Origin of the sequence: Bradyrhizobium arachidis (assembly GCF_024758505.1) — a bacterium.
Classification (GTDB): Bacteria; Pseudomonadota; Alphaproteobacteria; order Rhizobiales; family Xanthobacteraceae; genus Bradyrhizobium; species Bradyrhizobium manausense_C.
On the sequence record NZ_CP077970.1, the window covers coordinates 8,887,179 to 8,908,219 of the forward strand.

Sequence of the window (21,041 nt, forward strand, 5' to 3'; positions counted from 1 at the left end):
TGATGCTGTGACGGCTCCTGCACCGGGCACGCGAGTGCCATGGATTGGGGGGCAGCTAGGGCTCCCACGATCTGGAGGAGCTATCCATGCAAACGAGCACGACGATTGGTCTGGCCCATCACGCCATTGTGCTGCGGTTGCACAACAATGGTCGTTATCGGAGCGAAGCGGACACGGCCGAAATTTATGAGAGTACGCGCCCTAGTCACCCGAAACGTAAATCTCTTCCAATCCTGCGCGGTAACGCAGCACCCCGGCCGGCCGCGTCCTCACCGACGCTATCGCGCAGCAATCGCAAGAGTCATGATTGGCACCGTACTTCTATTTCGTGAACCTCGGCCTTGAGGATGTCGGCGGTGTTGCCGCCGGGGGCGAAAGATTGAACGTCAGCCAGACGTTCCAGCCGTCTGGCCGATTTGCGTTGGCGAATTCGCCGTAAGCCTTCAGGTTGAGATACCCCTGCATGTCTCCAACCGGAAAAATGTAACCGACCTGCGGTCCGATGCCCTGCACCCGCGACCGGAAGCACCCGACGCGATCGCCGGAGCCGCTGTCGCAGCCGATCTCCTGATAAAGGTAACCCACGAGGCCGACCTGCCACTGCTTGGTCAGGAATTGAGACGCGCCCCAGTCGAGGTGCATGTCGACGCCATTCTGATATTGAGTGGCGGGATTTTTGAAGTTGTATGTGAATCCGAGCACCGCCGAAGCTTCGCGCCCTGTCTTTTGGTCAAAATAAGTGTAGCCGCCGCCGGCATCGATCGCCCAATGCCCGATCCCTATGTTGGCAAGACGGGCTGAGTCGTAAGCCCCTACCGGGATGTCACCGGTAATGTAGGTCATGTAGTTGTTTACGCCGGCGTTCCACTTCAGCGTGAACTGCGGGTACACATCACCGAACCCCATGATCGAGCTATTGATGCTGTCGGAACGCGAGAAGGGAAATGTGCCGCCGGGTGTCGTCACCGTTCCTGTGAGGGTCCCCGCTAGCGATGTGCTATTGGCGCCGTAGGCTGCAAGGAAGCCGGCAGAGGCCTGACCGCCGAACACGGGCGTTTCAAAGGCGTAGTTTGCGATCAAGAAGCCGACATCCAGATTGGCATGAACACTGGCGTTCGCGGTGGCCGTGACATTCGCTGGGATATTGCCGATCGTGATCTGGCGGGCGCGCGCCACGTCGCCGCCAGCAGAGACCGAGTCATGCCAATAAATGGTGGTCGCCGACCATCCTGGTGCCTGCTGGGGCACGGCTGCGAGGCTGCCATAGAGGCCCGGCACCCAGAAGCTGACGCCGCCTTCATCTGCACAAGCGATTTGAGGGGAAAGCGCGAGTAGCGCGGCCAACGTCCCAATACCAAACCGCCCGGAAAAACTACGGCCCCGGCCCGATCGAACGTACTGCATCCGCCGCCCCAATTAGCCTTGGCCCCAAACCCGTTAAGAGAGTCAGCACGCGAATACTCAATCAGCTCGGCACAACCGTCTATGCAGAATCGGCAAGTCGCCCTATCTTCGGTTGTTTCTTGGAGGACTGTGTCTGGGACGCCACAGCTGCGCCTGTCATTGTCGCACAGCCGCACTCCTTTCTCATCGCCCTAGAGTCTCATCACTCGAAAGGGCTCGCGGGTCTGCCTCGTCGATCGGAGTCTGCTCATCCTTCTGAGCCGTGCAGGTGCGGCCGAATGTCCTTGCGCCGATTATGTTGAAGAAGTCCGCGAAGTTATGATCCAGGTTGGACGAGTTGTCGCACGGTGGGTTGACCGTGTCTAAGCGGGCTGAAGCCTGAGCAGCGGGATTAGCTTTGCGAGCTTGCGTAGGTTCTGCGCCATGGCAGCGACACCGGCATCAATCTCCGCAATTTCGCGAGCAACGCCTCTCGCCTATTTCGGTGACGCAAGTTTTGTCGCTCCGGCTCGCTGCAAGCACGACTGGCAACCTCGCCACCCACGGGATGCGCGTTTGAGTGCGTCAAGACTGAGGAGACGGCGTCCTGACATGGCCGATCCTCGTGCCGCGCTCGGGGCGTCAAGGCGCAGCCTGGCAGCGTAGCGACTTCAGCACAGCATCACGGTCGGCCTTGACGGCCCCTTGCGCGCGGCGCCTCTGCGCGCGCAGGCCGGGACGAAGGAAGGACCGCCAGGCAGTAACAAAGGAACAGCGCGAAGTGAGGAGCTATCGAGATGACGTAACCAACATCCCTTACCCGCCGAGGTCTGCGAGTTGGATGAGACGATGATGGAAGATCGTCCCGGCGCATGCGAACACTGGTGACCCGAATGGGCCGTTCGAGGCCTGTCCGCTAATCAGCTCGAATGCGCGCTGATATCCATGATGGCCCGGAGCACAGCTCGCTTCAATCAGAGGCCGGATACATTGATGCAAGACCGCATCTGACAGGTTGACAAAATCTCTTGCAACGCGCGGCCGGATCATACATTTGGTCAAATTTATTCCGCTTCCATTCGTGACCGCTGCGCGGCCGAAGGGACGATTGGCGGGACAGGCAGCTATGCTGACCTGTATGCAGATGACCGATCCGGCGACAATGTCATCAAAACCGTAAGAGGCGCGAGCAAGAATCGGAATAAGAACTAGTGCCAAGCGCCGGCCGGCGGCTGGCTGAGCCCCGCCCGACTGCCGAGCGAAATGCCCTTTTGCCGAAACTGCATAGCCAATCTTGGAGCTTCGCTCCAACTTCAGTCGACGATCTGCATTGTCAGAAGCCGATCGTCGAGGGCTAATACGGCTCTCAGACATGGGGACTCTGGGCGTTTCCCAGCCATACAGCGGGTAACAGTTCGTGGCGCGCAAAAGGATCAGAGCCGGCAAGACCGATAAGTCTTCTAACCGCCCTTCTACGTCGAGATCAGCTGAACTTTCGACAGGCGTCCGCCCCGACGGTGCCCACACCCCGTCCCGCCGTTCGTGGAAGTCGGCGGCGCGCGTAGCGGTGCTGGCGACAGTCGCGGCCCTCGCAGGTGGCCTGACCTTGCTGTTAACCACCAAGGAAGGATTCCTCCTGCCCAAAGCTCTTCGCAGCGGCGGCGCCGCCCCTGCCATGGCCTTTGTCGGCAGCGACGCCTGCGCCGGGTGCCACCAAGCCGAAACCGCACTGTGGAAAGATTCCCAGCACAAGCATGCCATGCAACACGCGACAGCCGCTTCCGTGCTCGGCAATTTCGATGATAACAGTTTCGACTATTTCGGCGTCCACTCCCGCTTTTTTAAGAAGGACAGCAAGTTCTTCGTTGAGACCGACGGCCCCGACGGCAAGCTTGCGACCTTCGAGGTGAAATACACATTCGGCATCTATCCCCTGCAGCAATATCTGAGCGAATTCCCGGACGGCCGGATCCAAGCGCTTTCAATCGCCTGGGATAGCCGGCCGAAGGACCAGGGCGGCCAACGCTGGTTTCATCTCTATCCCAATGAAGAGATCAAACACGACGACGTGCTGCACTGGACCAAGCTCAATCAAAACTGGAACTTCATGTGCGCGGAGTGTCATTCAACGGGCGTGCAGAAGAACTACGACGCGACCAATGACAGTTTTCACACGACGTGGACGGAAATCAGCGTGGGCTGTGAGGCGTGCCACGGCAAGGGCTCCCGCCACATCAATTGGGCGCACAGCCAGCGGAGCTGGTTTGGAAAAGATGATGACCCGCGCAAGGGACTGGCCGTCTTGCTGAATGAGCGTGACGGCGTCGCTTGGCACCCCGATCCGAAGACCGGCAATCCGCAACACAGCATCGCGGCTGCATTACCACGCAGAGAGGTCGAGACCTGCGGGCTGTGCCACGCGCGACGCGGCGAATTCTCGGAAGACTGGGTGCCCGGACAACCCTTGTCCGATACGCACGCCGTCTCCCTCCTTGCTCGTGGCCTGTATTATGCGGACGGTCAGATGCGAGACGAGGTGTACAATTACGGCCCGTTCAAGCAGAGCAAGATGTTCCAGGCCGGGGTCACGTGCAGCGATTGCCATGAACCCCATGCCGCGAAGCTCCGCGCTCCAGGCGATGGCGTTTGCCTGCAATGCCACGCTTCCGACAAATATGAAGTTGCCTCACACAATCGCCACGAAGGGGTAACGCCGGCAGTGGCCTGCGCATCATGCCATATGCCTGCCAGCACCTACATGGTGGTTGACAAGCGACACGACCACAGCCTTCGAATTCCCAGGCCGGATCTTTCCGTGAAGCTTGGCACCCCCAATGCCTGCAACGATTGTCATGCCGACCAATCCGCACAATGGGCGGCCGACGCGATCGAGCGCTGGCACGGGTCAGTCCGAAAGGGTTTTCAGAATTACGCCGAGGCATTCCAGGCGTCCTGGGCCGATCGTGCCGACGCCACCACGCTACTGGCTGTGGTGGCGGCGAGTCCCACAGCGTCGGCAATCGCGCGTGCAAGCGCGCTAAGCGAACTTCATTCGCGGGTCTCGCCTGCGAATATTGAGCTCGCCCGCAAAGGATTGGCCGATCCCGATCCAATGGTCCGTGTCGCAGCGCTTGGCATGCTCGACGGCCTTCCGGGCGAACGGATCTGGCCGCTTGTCTCGTCGCTTCTTTCCGATCCAAGCCGCGGCGTACGTATCAGGGCGATGTCCGTTTTGGCCGCCGTGCCTCCTGCAAACCTGCCCGCCCCTGGCCGCGCACCATTTGAGCGGGCGGCGGCCGAGTTCGTTGCGGCGCAACGCCTCAATGCGGACCGACCCGAAGCCCGCTCGACGCTTGGAAACTTCTATGCGTCGCGCAGGCTGACAGCTGATGCAGAGAGCGAGTACAAGGCAGCCTTGCGGCTCAGCCCCCAATACTCGCCCGCGGCCATCAATCTGGCGGACCTATACCGGCAACTTGGCCGGGATGCCGAGGGAGAAAGCGTACTGAGAACAGCGATCACGTCTTCACGGCGAGACGGCGGTTTGCACCATGCTCTGGGTCTCACTCTTACAAGGCAGAAACGGCTGAATGATGCGCTGAGCGAATTTCGCACAGCAAGCGAGCTCGAACCTGACAGGTCGCGCTATGCCTACGTGTATGCCGTGGCGCTGCATTCGTCGGGCCACATCGGTGACTCGACAAATGTCTTGAAGGAGAACCTCACGAGGCATCCAGGCGATCGAGACACCTTGTTGGCCCTCATAACGTTCAGCCGCGATGCCGGAGATATCGGCGCCGCCCTCGAATACGCCGAGCAGCTCTCGCGCGCCACTCCAAATGACCGCGAGCTAACTCGTGTTATCGACGATCTCCGTGCACGACTGAAGCGGTAGCATCGACCGACACTGAGGCGACGATTGGTTGACTGCGCCGCTCATGCCGTATCCACCGGCTGCTTTCGCGGCCGAGCAGACGTTCTTGAACAGCTCGGTTGGCATCATTTTCGGCTTTGACGGCTAGGGCACGGAAACGGCCGCACAGCAACCGGCTTACGTAATTCGCACGGGCATGATCAGCGCTTGATTGATCGACGGGCACGTATATGGAAAATCTAACACACTACCCCTTGCTCTTGTTCGTGGTTTTCTTCGTGGCGCTATCGCTCGTCGCGGTAGCAGGCTCCTGGTTACGCAGGCGTTATCCGGATTCCGACGATGAAAAGAACGAACATCTCGGCATCATCCTATCGGCCGCCTTGACCCTACTCGGGCTGATCATTGGCTTCAGTTTTTCCATGGCGATCAGTCGCTATGACCAACGCAAGAATTTCGAGGAGGCGGAAGCCAACGCCATCGGAACCGAACTTTTACGCGCCGACTTTCTGCCATCAGCGGATGCCGAAAACGTCCGCAAGCTACTCGCCGAGTACACCCGCCTACGAATCCAATTCTACCTCAACAAGGACGACGATCAGCGCATGCGGATCGACGAGCGGACAACTCGATTGCAGAGCGATCTCTGGTCTGCAGTCCGCGCTTCGTTGGCAGCACAGCCAACTCCGGTGGAGGCGCTGGCGCTTTCCGGCATGAATGACGTGATCAACTCGCAAGGCTATACGCAGGCGGCATTCTTGAACCGAATCCCCATTGCCGCGTGGTTTCTCATGGCGATCATCGCGCTTTGTTCTAACGCGCTGATGGGCTATCGGTCGCGAAGCGGCAAGGCCGGCGGAGGGCTGGTGTTCGTGCTGCCGCTGATCGTTTCGTTTGCCTTCCTCCTGATCGCCGATATCGATGCTCCGCGGCATGGCTTGATCGAGGTGCGGCCGCAGAACCTGGAAGGCCTGGCGAATTCCCTCGGTAATCAAGTCCAGGTCATCCACGTCCCACGTAGCCCGTAGCGTCGAACCTCGATGCTCGCGTTGACCCTGCTAAGCGTAAAACAGACGTCGTCGGGGCATAACCGACGCTTTTTGACCCTGGCTGTGTGAAAACGCCGCTGGTTGCTACGATTCTCCGGTGATTCTGCGGGGGAAGCTGATGAGGCGCTTCGTTGAGCCGGCGGATCGTGCGCAGTGGACGCTATTGCCCGAATGCCTCGATGATTTCATTGACGAGAGCAACCCTGTTCGCGTGATCGACGTATTTGTCGATACGCTCGATTTGGCTGAGATGGACTTTGAGGGGGTGGAGCCGGCGGGGACCGGGCCGCCGTCATACCGTCCCTCGGTTCTCCTGAAGCTGTACATCTATGGCTATCTGAACCTGGTGCAGTCAAGCCGGCGGCTGGAACGCGAGGCCGGACGCAATGTCGAGGTCATGTGGCTGCTGGGTCGGCTCGCTCCTGATCACAAGACGATGGCGGACTTCCGCAAAGACAATGGCCTGGCGCTGCGCAAGGTATGTGCGCGTTTCGTCGAACTCTGCCGTGAGATGGGCCTTCTCGCGACGGCGAGCGTCGCCATCGATGGCAGCAAGTTCAAGGCCGTGAACAACCGTGACAAGAACTTCACGCGGGCGAAGGTGGAACGGCGGCGTGCCCAGTTGGAGGAGAGCGTTGCGCGCTATCTGAGCTAACTTGACACGACCGACCGGCAGGAGCCGATGGAGGCGTTGGCAGCGAAGGTGACGAGGCTCTCCGAGAAGCTGACAAAGCTGAAGGAGGAAATGGGCAGGCTTGCTGTCTACGAGAAGCAGATGCTCGCTTCGCCCGATCAGCAAATCTCTCTTACTGATCCCGACAACCGCTCGATGGCAACGAGCGGCCGCGGCTCAGGCGTCGTCGGCTACAACGTGCAGGCCGCGGTCACTATTGCCATCGCAAAGAAACAGCGCGCCGCGCTGGCAACGGTATCAATGCTGCAGTAGTTTATGCGCCTCACAGGATTGCAGGGTCACACAATTGGGAATTGACTCCACTGCACGTCGTCGAGGTCGCGACCGCCGGATTTTGGCCTGATCCCGCCCCATTGCTTGAAAAAGAATGCGACCGAGTTGTCGATGCATTGATCGCGAATCTCCCGAACCCAATCGGCGTTCATGGGGCGCGCTCGAGGCCCGCTTTCCCCACCCACAATGACCCAATCGATACCGGCGAGATCGAGTTTGCCGATACGGCCAATGAGCGGCTCGATCGACAGGAAACGCACACCAGCTGGAGATTGTTGCAAATGGCGAATGCGGCTGGCCGTCGCTCCGCCTTCCAACCATCGAGAAGATCCTGGAAGGAGACTGCGCGTTGTGGCGCGCGCGGGGTTGCCGAACCGGGCAACACAGAGAAGTTCGGAAAAGGAAATTCCGGAAGGGTTTCTCCTTTGGTCAGCCTGGCGAGCACGAGGCTTGCGCGCTGTATGGCAGCCCCAATTGCGCGCGCCATTGTCTGTCGATTTTGCCAATCGTCAGATAGCCCGCGAGCGCTAAGGTAGCCATCTGCGGCTTCTAGACAGGCCTGCTCCATTCTTGCGATCTTGTACGAGTCCGGCTCGGGAGCGGAGAAATCTAAGGACTGCGCAAGAGCGGCGTCATTCTCTTCCCTGGTCGGCGGATGGCCAAAGGGCCGATCGCCAACGCCGATATCCCAACTGGTCTGTTGACTCGGATTGTCCCTGTATTGCTCCAACCAGCGATCATACGAGACAATAGCTAGTTGGTGAGCTTCACGCTCAGTCAGAAATTTTGGTCCCGCGCGCAGATTGGCCCATCGAGCCTCGAGCTCGGCGAGTGCCTTGGCATGTCGCACCTTTGCTTCGGCTGGATCGCGGGTCTGAAGGCTGACCTTCTCCTCGCGTTTGCCGACAAGCTGGCGGAGATCGTCCGGTACAGCTTTTCGGAGTTGATAGATCCCGGTTTTCGGGTGCTTCCATGGACGTGACATCGCAAGCGGCATTGTACCACCGTTCTGTACCAAACGCGTAGCGCTAAGCCGTTGAATTTGCTGAATTGCTTTGGATATCAGGCTCTTAGAAGAGCCGTGGTGCCCAGGGGCGGAATCGAACCACCGACACTGCGATTTTCAGTCGCATGCTCTACCAACTGAGCTACCTGGGCGTACCCGACGAGAGGGCGCAAGGCCCATCGAGCGGGCGGTTTATAGTGGGCTGAAGGCGGCCTGTCCACCCGGCTTCGCCAGGAGGCTTCGCCGGGCACGGCCCGGCTGTGAACAACGGTCGGCGGTGCTGGCGCGACTGTCGCCGCCGGCGCCGGGCGATAGTTTAAACAATTGATATTATTGATTATTCTACGTCGTCATCGTGGTTCTCACGACCCGGGATGACGTAGCCGCCTTTCAGCCAGCGGTTCAGGTCGACGTCGCGGCAGCGCGAGGAGCAGAACGGGCGGGTGGCGTGCTCGGCCGGCTTGCCGCAGATCGGGCAGGTTTTGAGCGGGCCGGCAGGTTTTTTGACGTGGTCGTCCATGATGGCGGCAGCTTACACGAGGTGACGGCGTCCAGGGGCCTGTCGGCAAACGGGTTCCTGGCGCGGACGCGCAGGCGTCCCGGCCTGGGGCCTGCGGGGCCGGTCTACTGTGCATGGGGTTGTTTCGATGCTTTGGCGCGGACGCGGGTCCGCGCTCAGATGCCGGCGGCGTTGAGCCAGCCGAAGCGGATCGGGAAGCCCTCGCCGCCGAGCAGCGTCGTGGTCTCGTAGAGCGGCAGGCCGACGACGTTGCTGTAGGAGCCGACCATCTTGACCACGAAGGAGCCGGCGATGCCCTGCACGGCATAGCCGCCGGCTTTGCCGCGCCATTCGCCGGAGCCGATATAGGCCTGGATGTCGTCCTCGGAGAGGCGCTTGAAGCGCACCCTCGTCTCGACCAGGCGCTGGCGAAAGGCCTCGCGCGGCGTCACCAGGGTGATCGCGGTGTAGACGCGGTGGTTGCGGCCCGAGAGCAGCCGCAGGCACTGCGCAGCCTCGTCCACCAGATTGGCCTTGGGCAGGATGCGGCGGCCGACCGCCACGACCGTGTCGGCGGAGAGGATGAAGGCGCCGCGCAGCTCGTCGTCGAGCTGCACCGATTTGAGCGCCGCATCGGCCTTGGCGCGGGCCAGGCGGTTGGCGCAGGCGCGCGGCAGCTCGCCCCGCTTCGGCGTCTCGTCGACGTCGGCCGGCCGCAAGGCATCGGGCTCGATGCCGGCCTGGTTGAGCAGCGACAGGCGCCGTGGCGAACCGGAGGCAAGAACGAATTTGGGGCGGCCGAGCATCAGGAGATTTTGGGAGGACGAAGCAGGGGGTGAATTTGCGCGCGGAACCTATCGGAAGGGGGCTGCTTTCACAACCCGGGAACCCGGGGCGGAGTTAACTGATTCGAGGCCTGCACAAGCGTGTGCCCGCCGTCTGTGACGTGGGTGTTACGTCACCCGCTCGCCGCGCCCACCTTCGCGAAGCGGCGGCGGATGCGCATCAGGAGCTGGTCGCAGACCTCGCGATAGGCGGCGAGCTTCTGCTCACGGTTGCCTTCGGTGCCGGTCGGGTCGTGCATCGGCCAGTATTCGACGTCGGCGGCGAGCGTCCGGGTCAGATCCAGCGCCTTGTGATGGGCCTCCGGCGACAGCGTGATGATGAGGTCGAAATTCAGCCCCTCCCAATCCTCGAGCTCGTCGAAGGTGGTCGGCTTGTGGGTGGAGATGTCCTGGCCGAGCTCGGCCATCACGGCAATCGCGAAGGGATCCTGCTCGCCCTTCCTGACGCCGGCCGACTTCACATAGAGGCCTTGCGGAAACATGTGCTTCAACAGGCTCTCGGCCATCGGCGAGCGCACGCTGTTCATCGCACAGGCAAACAGCACCGACTGCGGATTGCGTGCGCGTGGGGGCGCAGCCATCCGTGATCAGCCTTTCCAATGGAGGACAGTAATGAGCGTGAACAGCCGGCGCGAGGTCTCGAAATCGACCCGCACCTTGCCCTTCAACCGCTCCTGCAGCGTGCGCGATCCCTCGTCATGGATGCCGCGGCGGCCCATGTCGATGGCCTCGATCTTGTCCGGCGTCGCGGTCCGGATCGCCTGATAGTAGCTGTCGCAGATCATGAAATAGTCCTTCACGATTCGCCGGAACGGCGTCAGCGACAACAGATGAGCGACCACGGGCGTGCCGTCCTCGCGGCGGATGTCGAACATCAGGCGGTTGCCGGTGATGCCGATATGCAGCGTGAACGGCCCCGCGGCCCCTGCGCCTTCCGGCGCGAACAGGTTCTGCTCGATCAAATCGTAGATCGCGATCGCGCGCTCGTGCTCGATGTCGGGCCCGGAGCGGCCGATCGATTCCTCGTCGAGCGTGACGCCGACGATGCGATTGTTCGAGTCGTCCTGTTCGGGCGGCTTGTTCATGACAGATTGAGGCGCAATCCAACCGAGCGCGAATGGGCGTCCAGCCCCTCCGCCTTGCCGAGAATCATCGCAGCAGGACCCAGCGCGCGCAACTGGTCGGGACCGCATTTCAGGATCGAGGTGCGCTTCATGAAGTCGTGCACGGAGAGCCCCGAGGAGAACCGCGCCGAGCGCGCGGTCGGCAGCACGTGGTTGGAGCCGCCGACATAGTCGCCGATCGCTTCCGGCGTATGCGCGCCGAGGAAGACCGCGCCGGCGTTGCGGATTTTGCCGGCAAGCGCATCCGGGTCGCTGGTCATGATCTCGAGATGCTCGGCGGCGATGGCGTCCGCGAGCGGAATGGCCTCGGCCAGGTTCTTCACCATGATGACGGCGCCAAAATCATTCCACGAGGCGCTGGCGATCGCCGCGCGCGGCAGCGTCGTCAACTGCGCCGTGACCGCGGCCTCGACATCGGCGGCGAGCCGGGCCGAGTCCGTGATCAAAATCGACTGCGCGCTCGCATCGTGCTCGGCCTGCGCCAGGAGGTCGGCGGCGATCCAGTCGGCATTGCCGGTGTCGTCGGCGATGACCAGCACCTCGGACGGACCGGCGATCATGTCGATGCCGACCTTGCCGAACACCAGCCGCTTTGCGGCGGCGACATAGGCATTGCCGGGGCCGACGATCTTTGCCACCGGCGCGATCGTCGCGGTGCCATGGGCGAGCGCGGCCACCGCCTGCGCGCCGCCGACGCGATAGATCTCGGTGACGCCGCCGAGCTTTGCTGCCGCCAGCACCAGCGGGTTGAGCTTGCCGTCGGGCGACGGCACCACCATCACGAGGCGCGCAACGCCGGCGACCTTGGCGGGCACCGCATTCATCAGCACCGAGGACGGATAGGCCGCGGTGCCGCCGGGCACGTAGAGGCCGGCCGATTCGATCGCCGTGTAGCGCCAGCCGAGCTCGACACCGAGCGGGTCGGTGAAGCGCTCGTCCTTGGGCAACTGCCTGGCGTGATAGGTCTCGATGCGGTCGCGGGCGAGCTTGAGCGCGTCCAGCGTCGCGCTATCGCAAGCCTTCACCGCGGCGTCGATCTCGTCGGCCGAGACGCGCAAGGAGGCGGCATCGAGCGAGAGCCGGTCGAACTTCTTCGTCGCCTCGATCAGGGCGGTGTCGCCGCGCTTGGCCACGTCGTCGACGATGGCGCGTGCAGCGGCCTCGACATCGGCCGAAACCTCGCGCTTGGCGGCGAGGAAGGCCGCAAATCGCGTGTCAAAATCGGCGCTGCTGCGGTCGAGGCGAATGGGCATTTTGGCGTGTCGTTCCGGCGTGTCAGGGGCGCCTTCGGGACGGCGCGGCCCCCTGCTCAATGGCGCGGCGGGCATCCGGCGTCAACCCAGCTTGACGTCGTCCTGGCGAAAGCCAGGACCCATTACCCCAAGTCTTTGTTATTGAAACGAGATGTGGCCCCGTCCTGCCGCCTCATTCAATCCTGTGGTTAAGGGTCCTGGCTTTCGCCAGGACGACAGCGGAGGATGTGGCGCTGCCTCGCCCCCTTACCTGTCGACATCCGCCTGCCCCACCTCCCCGGTCCCGAGATCGTCCGTCCCGAGGTCGGTCAGCTCGCATTCCAGGCATTCGACATCGAGCCGGATGGCGCCGCCATGGGCGAACAGCAACAGCGCGCTGCCGCCGGGCACGTCATGGGCGTGGAATTCGATGCCGACAAGGTCCAGCACCTTGTCAGGCGTGGCGAGGTCGATGTTGCGCGATTTGCAGGCGAGCACGCGGTCGAAGCGGAGCGCTGAGACCAGCCGGCGCGGCTCCGTCTCGCCTTGAAGCGTCTGCTCCCAGTCGAGCCGGTTGAGGCCGACCACCAGCCGCTTCTCGCCCTGCCGCCAGATGATGTCCGATGTCTGCACCCGCGCGTCCTGCACATGGGTCGAGATCACCGCGAGGTCGTCGGCGTCGAGCGCCATCAATTTGAGCTGGGGAGCCATGGCCGACCTCTAACGTCGCGAGCCGTGGGCCCGTTCCACCGCGTCGCCACGGCTAAAGCGCGATGAATTCAGGTTGAATCGTCATCGCGCTTTAGCTCCTTGTTTGAGCATGATCTCCGCGCAAACGCGTTCCGCGTTTGTCGCGAGGGAAAACCGCTGCACACTTTTCCGGATCATGCTCTAGGCTATCGAGCCGGCCGGCTAGAATCTATTGATATCCTCGTTCTCCAGGACAGTGCTGGAATAGCCGTTCCGGGCGACACCGATCATGGCGCGGCCCACCTTCTCGGTCGTAGTCATCAGGCGCGGCGCGAGGCGATGCGTGAGCGACAGCAGCGGCGCGGTCGCGACATAGAACGCGTTCACCCAGCCGGTCTTCGAGCGCGCGCCATGGAGCGGCTGGATGGCGCCGGGGCGGAACATGTAGGCGGCCTTGAACGGCAGTTTTGCCAGATCGTTCTCGGTCTTGCCTTTCACGCGTGCCCACATCACACGGCCCTGCTCGGTCGTATCGGTGCCGGTGCCCGTGACGTAGACGAAGGTCATCTGCGGATTGAGCCGCGCGAGCGTCTTCGCCGCAGCCATGGTGATGTCGTAGGTCAGACGACGGTAGCGCTCCTCGTCCATGCCGATCGAGGAAACGCCGAGACAGAAGAAGCAGGCGTCGTAGCCTGTAAGCTGCGCCTCGATCGCCGAATAGTCGAGGAAGTTGTCGTGGACGATCTCGGTGAGCTTGGCGTGGCGCTGCCCGGTCGGGCTGCGGCCGATCACCAGCACGCGCGCGACGTCGGGATCGATCAAGCATTCGCGCAGCACGCCCTGCCCGACCATGCCGGTCGCGCCGAAGATGATGACTTGCATCGGCAGCCTCGATGAAGATGCACCCTCTCCCCTTGTGGGAGAGGGTGGCTTCGCGGAAACGCGAAGCCGGGTGAGGGGTCTCTATCCGCGAGTCAATCTCTCGCAGTTTTGCTCGCGGATGCAACCCCTCATCCGTCGCGCTACGCGCGCCACCTTCTCCCACAAGGGGAGAAGGAAGGAAGCATGCTCAGCCCCTGAAGAACGCCAGCAGGTCGGCGTTGATGGTCGGCGCTTCCGTGGTCGGCATGCCGTGCGGAAAGCCCTTGTAGGTCTTTAGCGTGCCGTTCTTGAGGAGCTTTGCCGACAGCGGCGCGGAATCGGCGTAAGGCACGATCTGGTCATCGTCGCCGTGCATCACCAATACCGGCACGTTGATCTTCTTCAAATCCTCGGTGAAGTCGGTTTGCGAGAAGGCGACGATGCCGTCGTAATGCGCCTTCGCGCCGCCCATCATGCCCTGGCGCCACCAGTTCTGGATCACCGCCTCCGACGGCTTTGCGCCGGGCCGGTTGTAGCCGTAGAACGGACCCGCGGCTATGTCGCGGTAGAAGCCGGAACGGTTGGCCGCGACCTGCGCCTGGAAATCGTCGAACACGCTCTTGGGCAGGCCGCCCGGGTTGGCCGCCGTCTGCACCATCAAAGGCGGTACGGCGGCAATGATCGCGGCCTTCGCCACCCGGCTCTCGCCATGGCGCGCGATGTAGTGCACGACCTCGCCGCCGCCGGTGGAATGGCCGACATGGATGGCGTTCTTCAAATCGAGATGCGCGGTGACCGCGGCGAGATCGTCGGCATAGTGATCCATGTCGTGGCCATCAGCGACCTGTGTCGAGCGGCCGTGGCCACGGCGGTCATGGGCGATGACGCGATAGCCGTTGTTGAGGAAGAACAGCATCTGCGCGTCCCAATCGTCCGACGACAGCGGCCAGCCGTGACTGAACACGATCGGCTGGCCCTTGCCCCAGTCCTTGTAGAAGATCTCGACGCCGTCCTTGGTGGTGATGGTGGGCATGGAAGGCTCCTTCTTGTTCTCTGAAGTCATTCCGGGGCGCGCGTTAGCGCGAACCCGGAATCCGGAGATTGTTTTGCGAGATTCCGGGTTCGATGCTCCGCATCGCCCCGGAATGACGGGGTTGGCTCAGGCGAATGCCATCGGCCTGAAGCGGCGCCAGGTGCCGATGATCACGACCACGAAGAAGATCAGCGCGACGCCCTGCGCGACCGCGAATACCGGACCCGATGGCGGCGCCGGCGGCACCGCCGGCGCGAGCGCGGCCAGCGCCGGGATCTTCAGGAAGGACTGGGTGATCAGCACGAAGACGTTGAGATAGAGCGACACCAGCGCCGTCACCACATAGATGGGACGCCAGACGCCCGACAGCTTCATCACATAGAGCGCGATGCAGGCGATCGCGAGCAGCACCAGCGAGAGGATGCCGACCATGTGCGACGGCAACAGCTCCTTGAACGGAAACAGGAAGCCGGTGACGCTGGTGAGGATGGTGAAGAGCAGGAAGATCGCGGTCAGTCCCGGCGCCGACTTCGAGCCGAGCATGCCGAACATCACGATGAGGCCGGCGACGATGGCGATCAGGCTGATGACGACATGGACCAATGTGAACGCAGGCAGGCTCAATCCCAGGACCATGACACTCTCCCCGTTGAGATAGGAGCGAATGGTATTACGGCCCTCATTGGATTGCACCATGCGATGTTGCCACACGCATAGGGCGAGCCATGCGTTCGCCGTTCGCGACGGCAAACGCATGCGCGTATTTTTTGCATTGCTGTCACATCAGACAGCAAGCCTTCGACGAAAGTCGAATCGATCCTGGACGGATCAAACTTCCTTGGTGTCGAAGATGAGCAGGTCGGCGCCGCCGCTCGCGAACTTCGGCACGTCGCCGCCTGCTGCCTTGCCCGCTTCGCTGGCAAAGCCCGCCTGAATGTCGGCAACGCTGTCGAAGGTGAGAATGGCGACGAGATGGACTCCGGAAGGTCCAGCGGGCGAGGCGACCGGTCCCTTGCTGACCGCATATTTCTTCAGGCCCGGAATCTTCTTCGCAAGCGGAATGTGGGTCTCGGCGTAGTATTTGTCGAAAGCGGCAGCATCCTTGGGCGTCTTGTAGAGCACGACGACTTCAGCCATTTAGTCCTCCCGTTGAGAATTCGTTCTATTGTTAGACCGCTCGGTAAGTCGATAGTCCGCATTACCCGAGGAGATGGCAAGTCACATCGCGCTTGCCCTTTGCTTGTCTTATCCTTGACTGCTTGTTTGCGCGCTAAAGCGCCGGTTTTGCGGCGTCGCCGAGATAGCCGTGCAGGGACGCCACGACCTGCGCGCCCTCGCCGATGGCACCGCCGACGCGCTTGACCGAGCCGGAGCGCACATCGCCGACGGCGTAGACGCCGGGCACGGACGTTTCGAGCGGAGCAACGAGCCGACCCTGATTCTGCTCGGACTGCGCGCCGGTGACGACAAAACCGCCGCGATCGAGCGTGACACCGCAGCCATCGAGCCAGTTGGTGGCGGGATCGGCGCCGACGAACAAGAAGAGGTTGCGGATGTCGGCGCTGTCCTCTTCCGGCGAGAGCCGGCTGCGCCAGCGGATCCGCCGCAACAGGGAGGCCTCGTCGCCCTCGAGCGCGACCACCTCGGTGTTGAACAGCAGTTCGATGTTCGGCGTCGCTTCGATGCGCTCAATGAGATAGCGCGACATGCTGGCCCCGAGCCCGCCGCCACGGATGACCATGAGCACCTTCCTGGCGTGGCCGGAGAGGAAGACGGCCGCCTGCCCCGCCGAATTGCCGGCGCCGACGAGTGCGACCTCTTCGCCAGCACACAGCCGCGCCTCGACGGGCGAGGCCCAATACCAGACGCCACGGCCCTCGAACTTGTCGAGATTCTCGATCTCGGGCCGGCGATAGCGCGCGCCGCTGGCGACCACCACCGAACGCGAACGCAAGAGATCGCCGCCGTCGAGCGCCAGCGAAAACGTCCCGCCGCGGAGTGAACAGTCCAGCGACTTCACCGTCATCGGGATCATGACGTCGGCACCAAACTTTTGCGCCTGGGTGAAGGCGCGGCCCGCCAGCGCCTGGCCGGAGATGCCGGTCGGAAAGCCCAGATAGTTCTCGATCCGCGCACTGGCGCCGGCCTGGCCGCCGAAGGCGCGGATATCGAGCACGGCGACCGACAGTCCTTCGGAGGCCGCATACACCGCGGTCGCAAGGCCCGCCGGTCCGCAGCCGACGATCGCGACATCATAGATGCGATCGTTCCGCGGACCGCCGATCATGCCGATGGCGCGGCCAAGCTCGGTCTCGCTGGGATTGCGCAGCACGGTGCCGCCGGCCGTGACGACCAGCGGCCAGTCCTCAGGTTTTGGCGAATAGCGCGCGATGATCTCGGCGGCATCGTGCTCGCCTTCGGGATCGAGCAGATGATGCGGCTGGCCGTTGCGGGTAAGGAAACCCTGGAGGCGCACGACGCCTGCGGAATGCGGCGGGCCGATCAGCACGGGGCCGCCGATGCCGCCTTGGATCAGGCTGACCCGGCGCAAGATCAGCGCGCGCATGATGCGCTCGCCGAGCTCGGCTTCGGCGACCAGCAGCGCACGCAGCCGGTCCGGCGGGATCAACAATGTCTCGACATCGCCATCGGCATGACCGTCGACCAGTGCCGGCCGACCTGAGAGCTGACCGAGCTCGGCGAGGAATTGGCCGGGGCCCTGATCGATGACCGGCGTGACATGCCCGAGGCCGTCGCGCTGGGTAATCGAGACATGGCCCGAGAGCACGACGAACATGCCCGGACCTCGCTTGCCGGTTTCGAACAGGAGATCACCGCTCTTGTAACTGCGTATCTCGCCGAACTGGCGCAGGCGCGCGATTTCGGTCTCGTTGAGCGTCGGGAAGGTCTGCTCGGGGCGCGAGAACCGCGAGATCAGCGCGTCTCTATCGGTCGGTTGCGGTTCGCCGTCCTGCGCCATGGTCACTCCCACTCATTCCAAAACTAGTCGCCGGTCTTCTCGGCGATCCCCTGATGTGGGGCGGCTTCGTCATGGTGCGAGGGCTCGGCCGGCTTGCTGCGCTCGCGCGCCTGCGCCTTCCGCCGCTTCAGGTTTTCGCGCAGCGCCGATGCGAGGCGATCCTGCTTCGTGTCGCGGCGGCCTGGCGCGGCTTTGTCGGTCCCATCAGTCATTGTCAGATCATATCTCGTGGGGGTCACCGACAGGATGCCATCGCAGGACGACAGCTCAAGGGGTTCGACGCGATCAAGCTGCCAGATTGGGGCGAATTCCGGATGATCGCCAACTGACCACTTGGCTAATCGTCGTTAGGGAACCAAATCGGGCCAAAGGGAAGCGTTTCGGGGCGAAATGACCCGTTTGAGCCCGGGACCGGCCCGATTTTATCGGTTTACCGGGGCCGGCAAGCTTGCACATGAGGGGGGCTTGTGGCACAGAACAGCCCGCTTGGTAGGCCCCTCGTGGCGGCCGATTCTCGACCAGCGTTTGCTGCCGTAGCTCAGTGGTAGAGCACTCCCTTGGTAAGGGAGAGGTCGACAGTTCAATCCTGTCCGGCAGCACCAGCCTCAAACACATGCATCAGCAGTCTCGTGGCACGAGATGCCCGAGTTGTGCTCGATTCCGCCCCCTCGTTCAGGTCGGCCATACCACGGCTCAACGGAGCGGCGGACTGCAACGAACTGTCCCGCCTTGCTGACAGCGGCCCGACAACGAAGAACCTTGCGCCCGAGCACGACATCAAGCGGATGACAGGGACGTCGAAGGGCGCCACGAGGAAGCATGTGCTGATCTTGGCTCGCCAGTTTGCGAGAGCTTAACAAACGACGTGCCATTCCTCTCAACGGTGAACATCACCGTGGGCGGGGTGATCGAGAGCCTTCGACTGCCAATCCGCGCATTCTGAACAAGGCTGGAGGAAAAATGAGACTTCATCTGACCATATTCGTCGTCGCTGCCCTATCGATTCCTGTCGGGGGAACATCAGCCTTTGCCGATAGCTGCAGCCAGTGGAGGGTGACGTGTATATCCAGCGGCCCTCCCGCAGACGGTGACAGGAACGTGAAGAAGTGCACAGCAGCGGCCGACGAATGCCGCGTACAATGCAAGAAGGGACAGAAGATATTTGTCGGCCCTTTCAACGGGCAACACCACCCCGTGACTTCTTGTAACTGAATGGCGACAGGACACGCTCGTAACGTCTAACCGCAGCGGGCCCCGGCTGATACCTTGTTGGCCGGGGCTGGTCCGGCAGCACCATCCTCACACACATGCATCAGCAAGCATCGCGGCATCAGCTGCCCGAGTTGTGCTCGATTCCGTGACCCTCTTCTTGGAAAGAGGGCGCAGGGAAGAATGGGTGCCGGCCGGCACCCATGGCCCGCTCGTCTTCCAACGATCCCCTCGGCAACATTCAGCGTTCAATTTGCTGGTCGTGGGGAATTTCAACGAACCTGCGCTGTCATATCCATAAGGCAATGCAAGCGCCGGTGCCTGAACCCTTTGTAAGTTCCCAGCAGGTCGATCAGAGGGAGATTACGATGCGCTCTTTTTTGGCCTTGAGCCTCTTGATCGCGGTGTATGCATCCGCCCACGCCGCTACGGCGTCTCAGTCACACCGACGGCATGCCGTTGCTCCCGCCAACCAAGGTGTGAAGTTACGCACCGTTCCGGGTTTTGCCTACGCACCGCCAAGGCTCCCGAGCCACCGCCAAACACAATTTGATAGCGAGACTGGTTCGTACAACAACCGCTATTCGAACTGGGGAATGTAGGTCGATTGAAGCAGATCGACTTCGGTGCGATCGACGCGCCGGAGAATATTGGCTGCGCTCCACCTATCCCACGAGCCGCGGCTGCGCACCTTTCCGATGCGCCGCCGCGTCCGTCTCGTTCAGATCACACACCGGTCTGCGTGATGAACTTGGTGTTGAAGTACCCTTCCATCGCCTCGGTGCCGCCTTCCGAGCCGTAGCCGGAATCCTTGATGCCGCCGAACGGCACTTCGGGCAGAGCGAGACCAAAGCTGTTGATCGACATCATGCCGGCCTCCACGGCCGAGCCGATCGCGGTTGCGGTCTTGGTCGAGCTGGTAAAGGCGTAGGAGGCCAGACCAAAAGGCAGGCGGTTGGCTTCTTCCACCACTTCATCGAAGCTCGAGAAGCGCGAGATCAGCGCCAGCGGGCCGAACGGCTCCTCGTTCATGGCGCGCGCGTCCTTCGGGACGTCGCTGACCACGGTCGGCTCGAAGAAATAGCCCTTGTTGCCGACGCGTTTGCCCCCGGTCTCGAGCTTGGCACCCTTGCCGACGGCATCCTGCACCATGCCTTCGATCGCGGTGACGCGGCGCGGATTGGCGAGCGAGCCCATCTTGGACTCGGGATCGAGGCCGTTGCCGACCTTGAACGCCTTGGCGCCGTCGACGAACTTGTCGACGAACTCCTTGAACACGTCGTCCTGCACCAGCATGCGGGTCGGCGAGATGCAGACCTGACCGGCGTTGCGATATTTCGCCGCCGCCAGAATCTTCGCGGCCGAGGTGACGTCGGCGTCCTTGAACACGATCGCCGGCGCGTGGCCGCCGAGCTCCATGGTGGCGCGCTTCATGTGCAGGCCGGCGAGCGCGTTGAGCTGCTTGCCGACATTGGTCGAGCCGGTGAAAGAGATCTTGCGGATCACCGGATGCGGGATGAGATATTCGGAGATCTCTGCCGGCACGCCATAGACCAAGTTGATCACGCCGTCGGGCACGCCTGCGTCGGCGAAGGCGCGGATGAGCTGCGCGGGCGAGGCCGGCGTTTCTTCCGGCGCCTTGACGATGATCGAGCAGCCGGCGCCGAGCGCGGCCGAGAGTTTTCGTACCACCTGGTTGATCGGGAAGTTCCAAGGGGTGAACGCCGCGACCGGGCCGACCGGCTCCTTCATCGCAAGCTGGTAGATGCCGGGGCCACGCGCCGGGATCAGGCGGCCATAGGCGCGCTTGGCTTCCTCGGCGAACCATTCGATGACGTCGGCGGCGGCCATCGCTTCCATCTTGGCTTCCGCCAGCGTCTTGCCCTGCTCCATGGTCAGCAGCGGGGCGATCTCGTCATTGCGCTCGCGCATGATCGCGGCGGCCTTGCGCATGATGCGGCAGCGCTCGAACGGCGCAACGTTGCGCCAGGTCTTGAAGCCCGCGGCGGCGGCCGCCAGCGCCTCGTCGAGGTCGGCCTTGCCGGCATGGGCGACGGTGCCGATCACCTCTTCGGTGGCGGGATTGAGAACTTCGATGACCTTGCCCGATTGGGCCGGGCGCCATTTGCCGCCGATGAAAAGCTGCGTGTTCGAATAGGCCAACGGATTCTCCCTGTTGTTGCTTCCGCGCTGGATTGAAGTGGCTGGACGATGGGACCCCATCTGAGTCACCTCTAGCATGAAGACGGCCGCCGTCTCACGCGTCAAATTTGCCTGCAAGGCTGCCGT

The 21,041-nt window shown here is 62.5% G+C and carries 18 protein-coding genes, 2 tRNA genes and 1 pseudogene; 4 read left to right on the forward strand and 17 right to left on the reverse strand.

Going from position 1 to position 21,041, the window contains the following annotated elements:
• Positions 1-321: 321 nt before the first annotated feature.
• Positions 322-1,404 carry a SphA family protein gene (locus KUF59_RS41425; RefSeq protein ID WP_258768019.1) on the reverse strand — a complete coding sequence of 361 codons (1,083 nt, stop codon included), beginning with the start codon at positions 1,402-1,404 and terminating at the stop codon, positions 322-324.
• A 1,738-nt stretch (positions 1,405-3,142) separates the two neighbouring features.
• Between KUF59_RS41425 and KUF59_RS41430 the strand changes: the two genes are divergently transcribed.
• The 3 genes and pseudogenes from KUF59_RS41430 to KUF59_RS41440 form a co-directional block, all read left to right on the forward strand.
• Positions 3,143-5,278 carry a tetratricopeptide repeat protein gene (locus KUF59_RS41430; RefSeq protein ID WP_408918136.1) on the forward strand — a complete coding sequence of 712 codons (2,136 nt, stop codon included), beginning with the start codon at positions 3,143-3,145 and terminating at the stop codon, positions 5,276-5,278.
• Between the two features lie 209 nt (positions 5,279-5,487).
• On the forward strand, positions 5,488-6,285 hold the full coding sequence (locus KUF59_RS41435; protein ID WP_212462914.1) for a bestrophin-like domain: 798 nt from the start codon (positions 5,488-5,490) through the stop codon (positions 6,283-6,285).
• Between the two features lie 139 nt (positions 6,286-6,424).
• Positions 6,425-7,192: pseudogene (locus tag KUF59_RS41440) on the forward strand (transposase); the annotation flags it as partial.
• An 86-nt stretch (positions 7,193-7,278) separates the two neighbouring features.
• Here the strand turns inward: KUF59_RS41440 and KUF59_RS41445 are convergent.
• From KUF59_RS41445 to KUF59_RS41515, 15 genes are all read right to left on the reverse strand, one after another.
• Positions 7,279-7,533 carry a DUF5131 family protein gene (locus KUF59_RS41445; protein ID WP_309500897.1) on the reverse strand — a complete coding sequence of 85 codons (255 nt, stop codon included), beginning with the start codon at positions 7,531-7,533 and terminating at the stop codon, positions 7,279-7,281.
• Positions 7,422-8,270 (reverse strand): DUF6538 domain-containing protein, encoded by an 849-nt coding sequence (locus KUF59_RS44160; RefSeq protein ID WP_309500898.1) that lies wholly within the window; start codon positions 8,268-8,270, stop codon positions 7,422-7,424. Before KUF59_RS44160 ends, KUF59_RS41445 begins: the two co-directional genes overlap by 112 nt.
• Positions 8,271-8,355: 85 nt before the next feature.
• Positions 8,356-8,431, reverse strand: a tRNA-Phe gene (locus KUF59_RS41455).
• Between the two features lie 185 nt (positions 8,432-8,616).
• Positions 8,617-8,799: a DNA gyrase inhibitor YacG gene (gene yacG / locus KUF59_RS41460; RefSeq protein ID WP_212462909.1), complete on the reverse strand. Its 183-nt coding sequence runs from the start codon at positions 8,797-8,799 to the stop codon at positions 8,617-8,619.
• Between the two features lie 155 nt (positions 8,800-8,954).
• Positions 8,955-9,584, reverse strand: a complete 630-nt coding sequence (locus tag KUF59_RS41465) for a Maf-like protein (protein ID WP_212462908.1) — start codon at positions 9,582-9,584, stop codon at positions 8,955-8,957.
• A 152-nt stretch (positions 9,585-9,736) separates the two neighbouring features.
• Entirely contained in the window at positions 9,737-10,204 is a 468-nt protein-coding gene (locus KUF59_RS41470; protein ID WP_212462907.1) for an arsenate-mycothiol transferase ArsC, read from the reverse strand.
• A 6-nt stretch (positions 10,205-10,210) separates the two neighbouring features.
• Positions 10,211-10,708, reverse strand: a complete 498-nt coding sequence (locus tag KUF59_RS41475) for a UPF0262 family protein (RefSeq protein WP_212462906.1) — start codon at positions 10,706-10,708, stop codon at positions 10,211-10,213.
• Positions 10,705-12,000, reverse strand: coding sequence for a histidinol dehydrogenase (hisD, locus tag KUF59_RS41480; protein WP_212462905.1), 1,296 nt, complete (start codon positions 11,998-12,000; stop codon positions 10,705-10,707). The genes KUF59_RS41475 and hisD overlap by 4 nt, the downstream gene beginning before the upstream one ends.
• Before the next feature lie 246 nt (positions 12,001-12,246).
• Positions 12,247-12,690: a DUF2948 family protein gene (locus KUF59_RS41485; protein ID WP_212462904.1), complete on the reverse strand. Its 444-nt coding sequence runs from the start codon at positions 12,688-12,690 to the stop codon at positions 12,247-12,249.
• Between the two features lie 201 nt (positions 12,691-12,891).
• Positions 12,892-13,551 carry a Rossmann-fold NAD(P)-binding domain-containing protein gene (locus KUF59_RS41490; protein ID WP_212457816.1) on the reverse strand — a complete coding sequence of 220 codons (660 nt, stop codon included), beginning with the start codon at positions 13,549-13,551 and terminating at the stop codon, positions 12,892-12,894.
• 187 nt (positions 13,552-13,738) lie between these two features.
• The gene (locus KUF59_RS41495) at positions 13,739-14,563 is read right to left on the reverse strand and encodes an alpha/beta fold hydrolase (RefSeq protein WP_212457817.1); all 825 of its coding nucleotides are present in this window, start codon (positions 14,561-14,563) and stop codon (positions 13,739-13,741) included.
• A gap of 126 nt (positions 14,564-14,689) precedes the next feature.
• Positions 14,690-15,199 carry a hypothetical protein gene (locus tag KUF59_RS41500; RefSeq protein WP_212457818.1) on the reverse strand — a complete coding sequence of 170 codons (510 nt, stop codon included), beginning with the start codon at positions 15,197-15,199 and terminating at the stop codon, positions 14,690-14,692.
• 192 nt (positions 15,200-15,391) lie between these two features.
• Positions 15,392-15,700, reverse strand: coding sequence for an EthD family reductase (locus KUF59_RS41505; RefSeq protein ID WP_212457819.1), 309 nt, complete (start codon positions 15,698-15,700; stop codon positions 15,392-15,394).
• A 133-nt stretch (positions 15,701-15,833) separates the two neighbouring features.
• The gene (locus tag KUF59_RS41510; protein WP_212457820.1) at positions 15,834-17,543 is read right to left on the reverse strand and encodes an FAD-dependent oxidoreductase; all 1,710 of its coding nucleotides are present in this window, start codon (positions 17,541-17,543) and stop codon (positions 15,834-15,836) included.
• Between the two features lie 23 nt (positions 17,544-17,566).
• Positions 17,567-17,755 (reverse strand): hypothetical protein, encoded by a 189-nt coding sequence (locus KUF59_RS41515; RefSeq protein ID WP_212457821.1) that lies wholly within the window; start codon positions 17,753-17,755, stop codon positions 17,567-17,569.
• Between the two features lie 315 nt (positions 17,756-18,070).
• Here KUF59_RS41515 and KUF59_RS41520 point away from each other — a divergent pair.
• Positions 18,071-18,145: transfer RNA gene (locus KUF59_RS41520), tRNA-Thr, on the forward strand.
• Between the two features lie 1,333 nt (positions 18,146-19,478).
• Here KUF59_RS41520 and KUF59_RS41525 read toward each other — a convergent pair.
• Complete coding sequence (locus tag KUF59_RS41525) at positions 19,479-20,915, reverse strand: NAD-dependent succinate-semialdehyde dehydrogenase (RefSeq protein ID WP_212457822.1); 1,437 nt, start codon at positions 20,913-20,915, stop codon at positions 19,479-19,481.
• Positions 20,916-21,041: the final 126 nt, after the last annotated feature.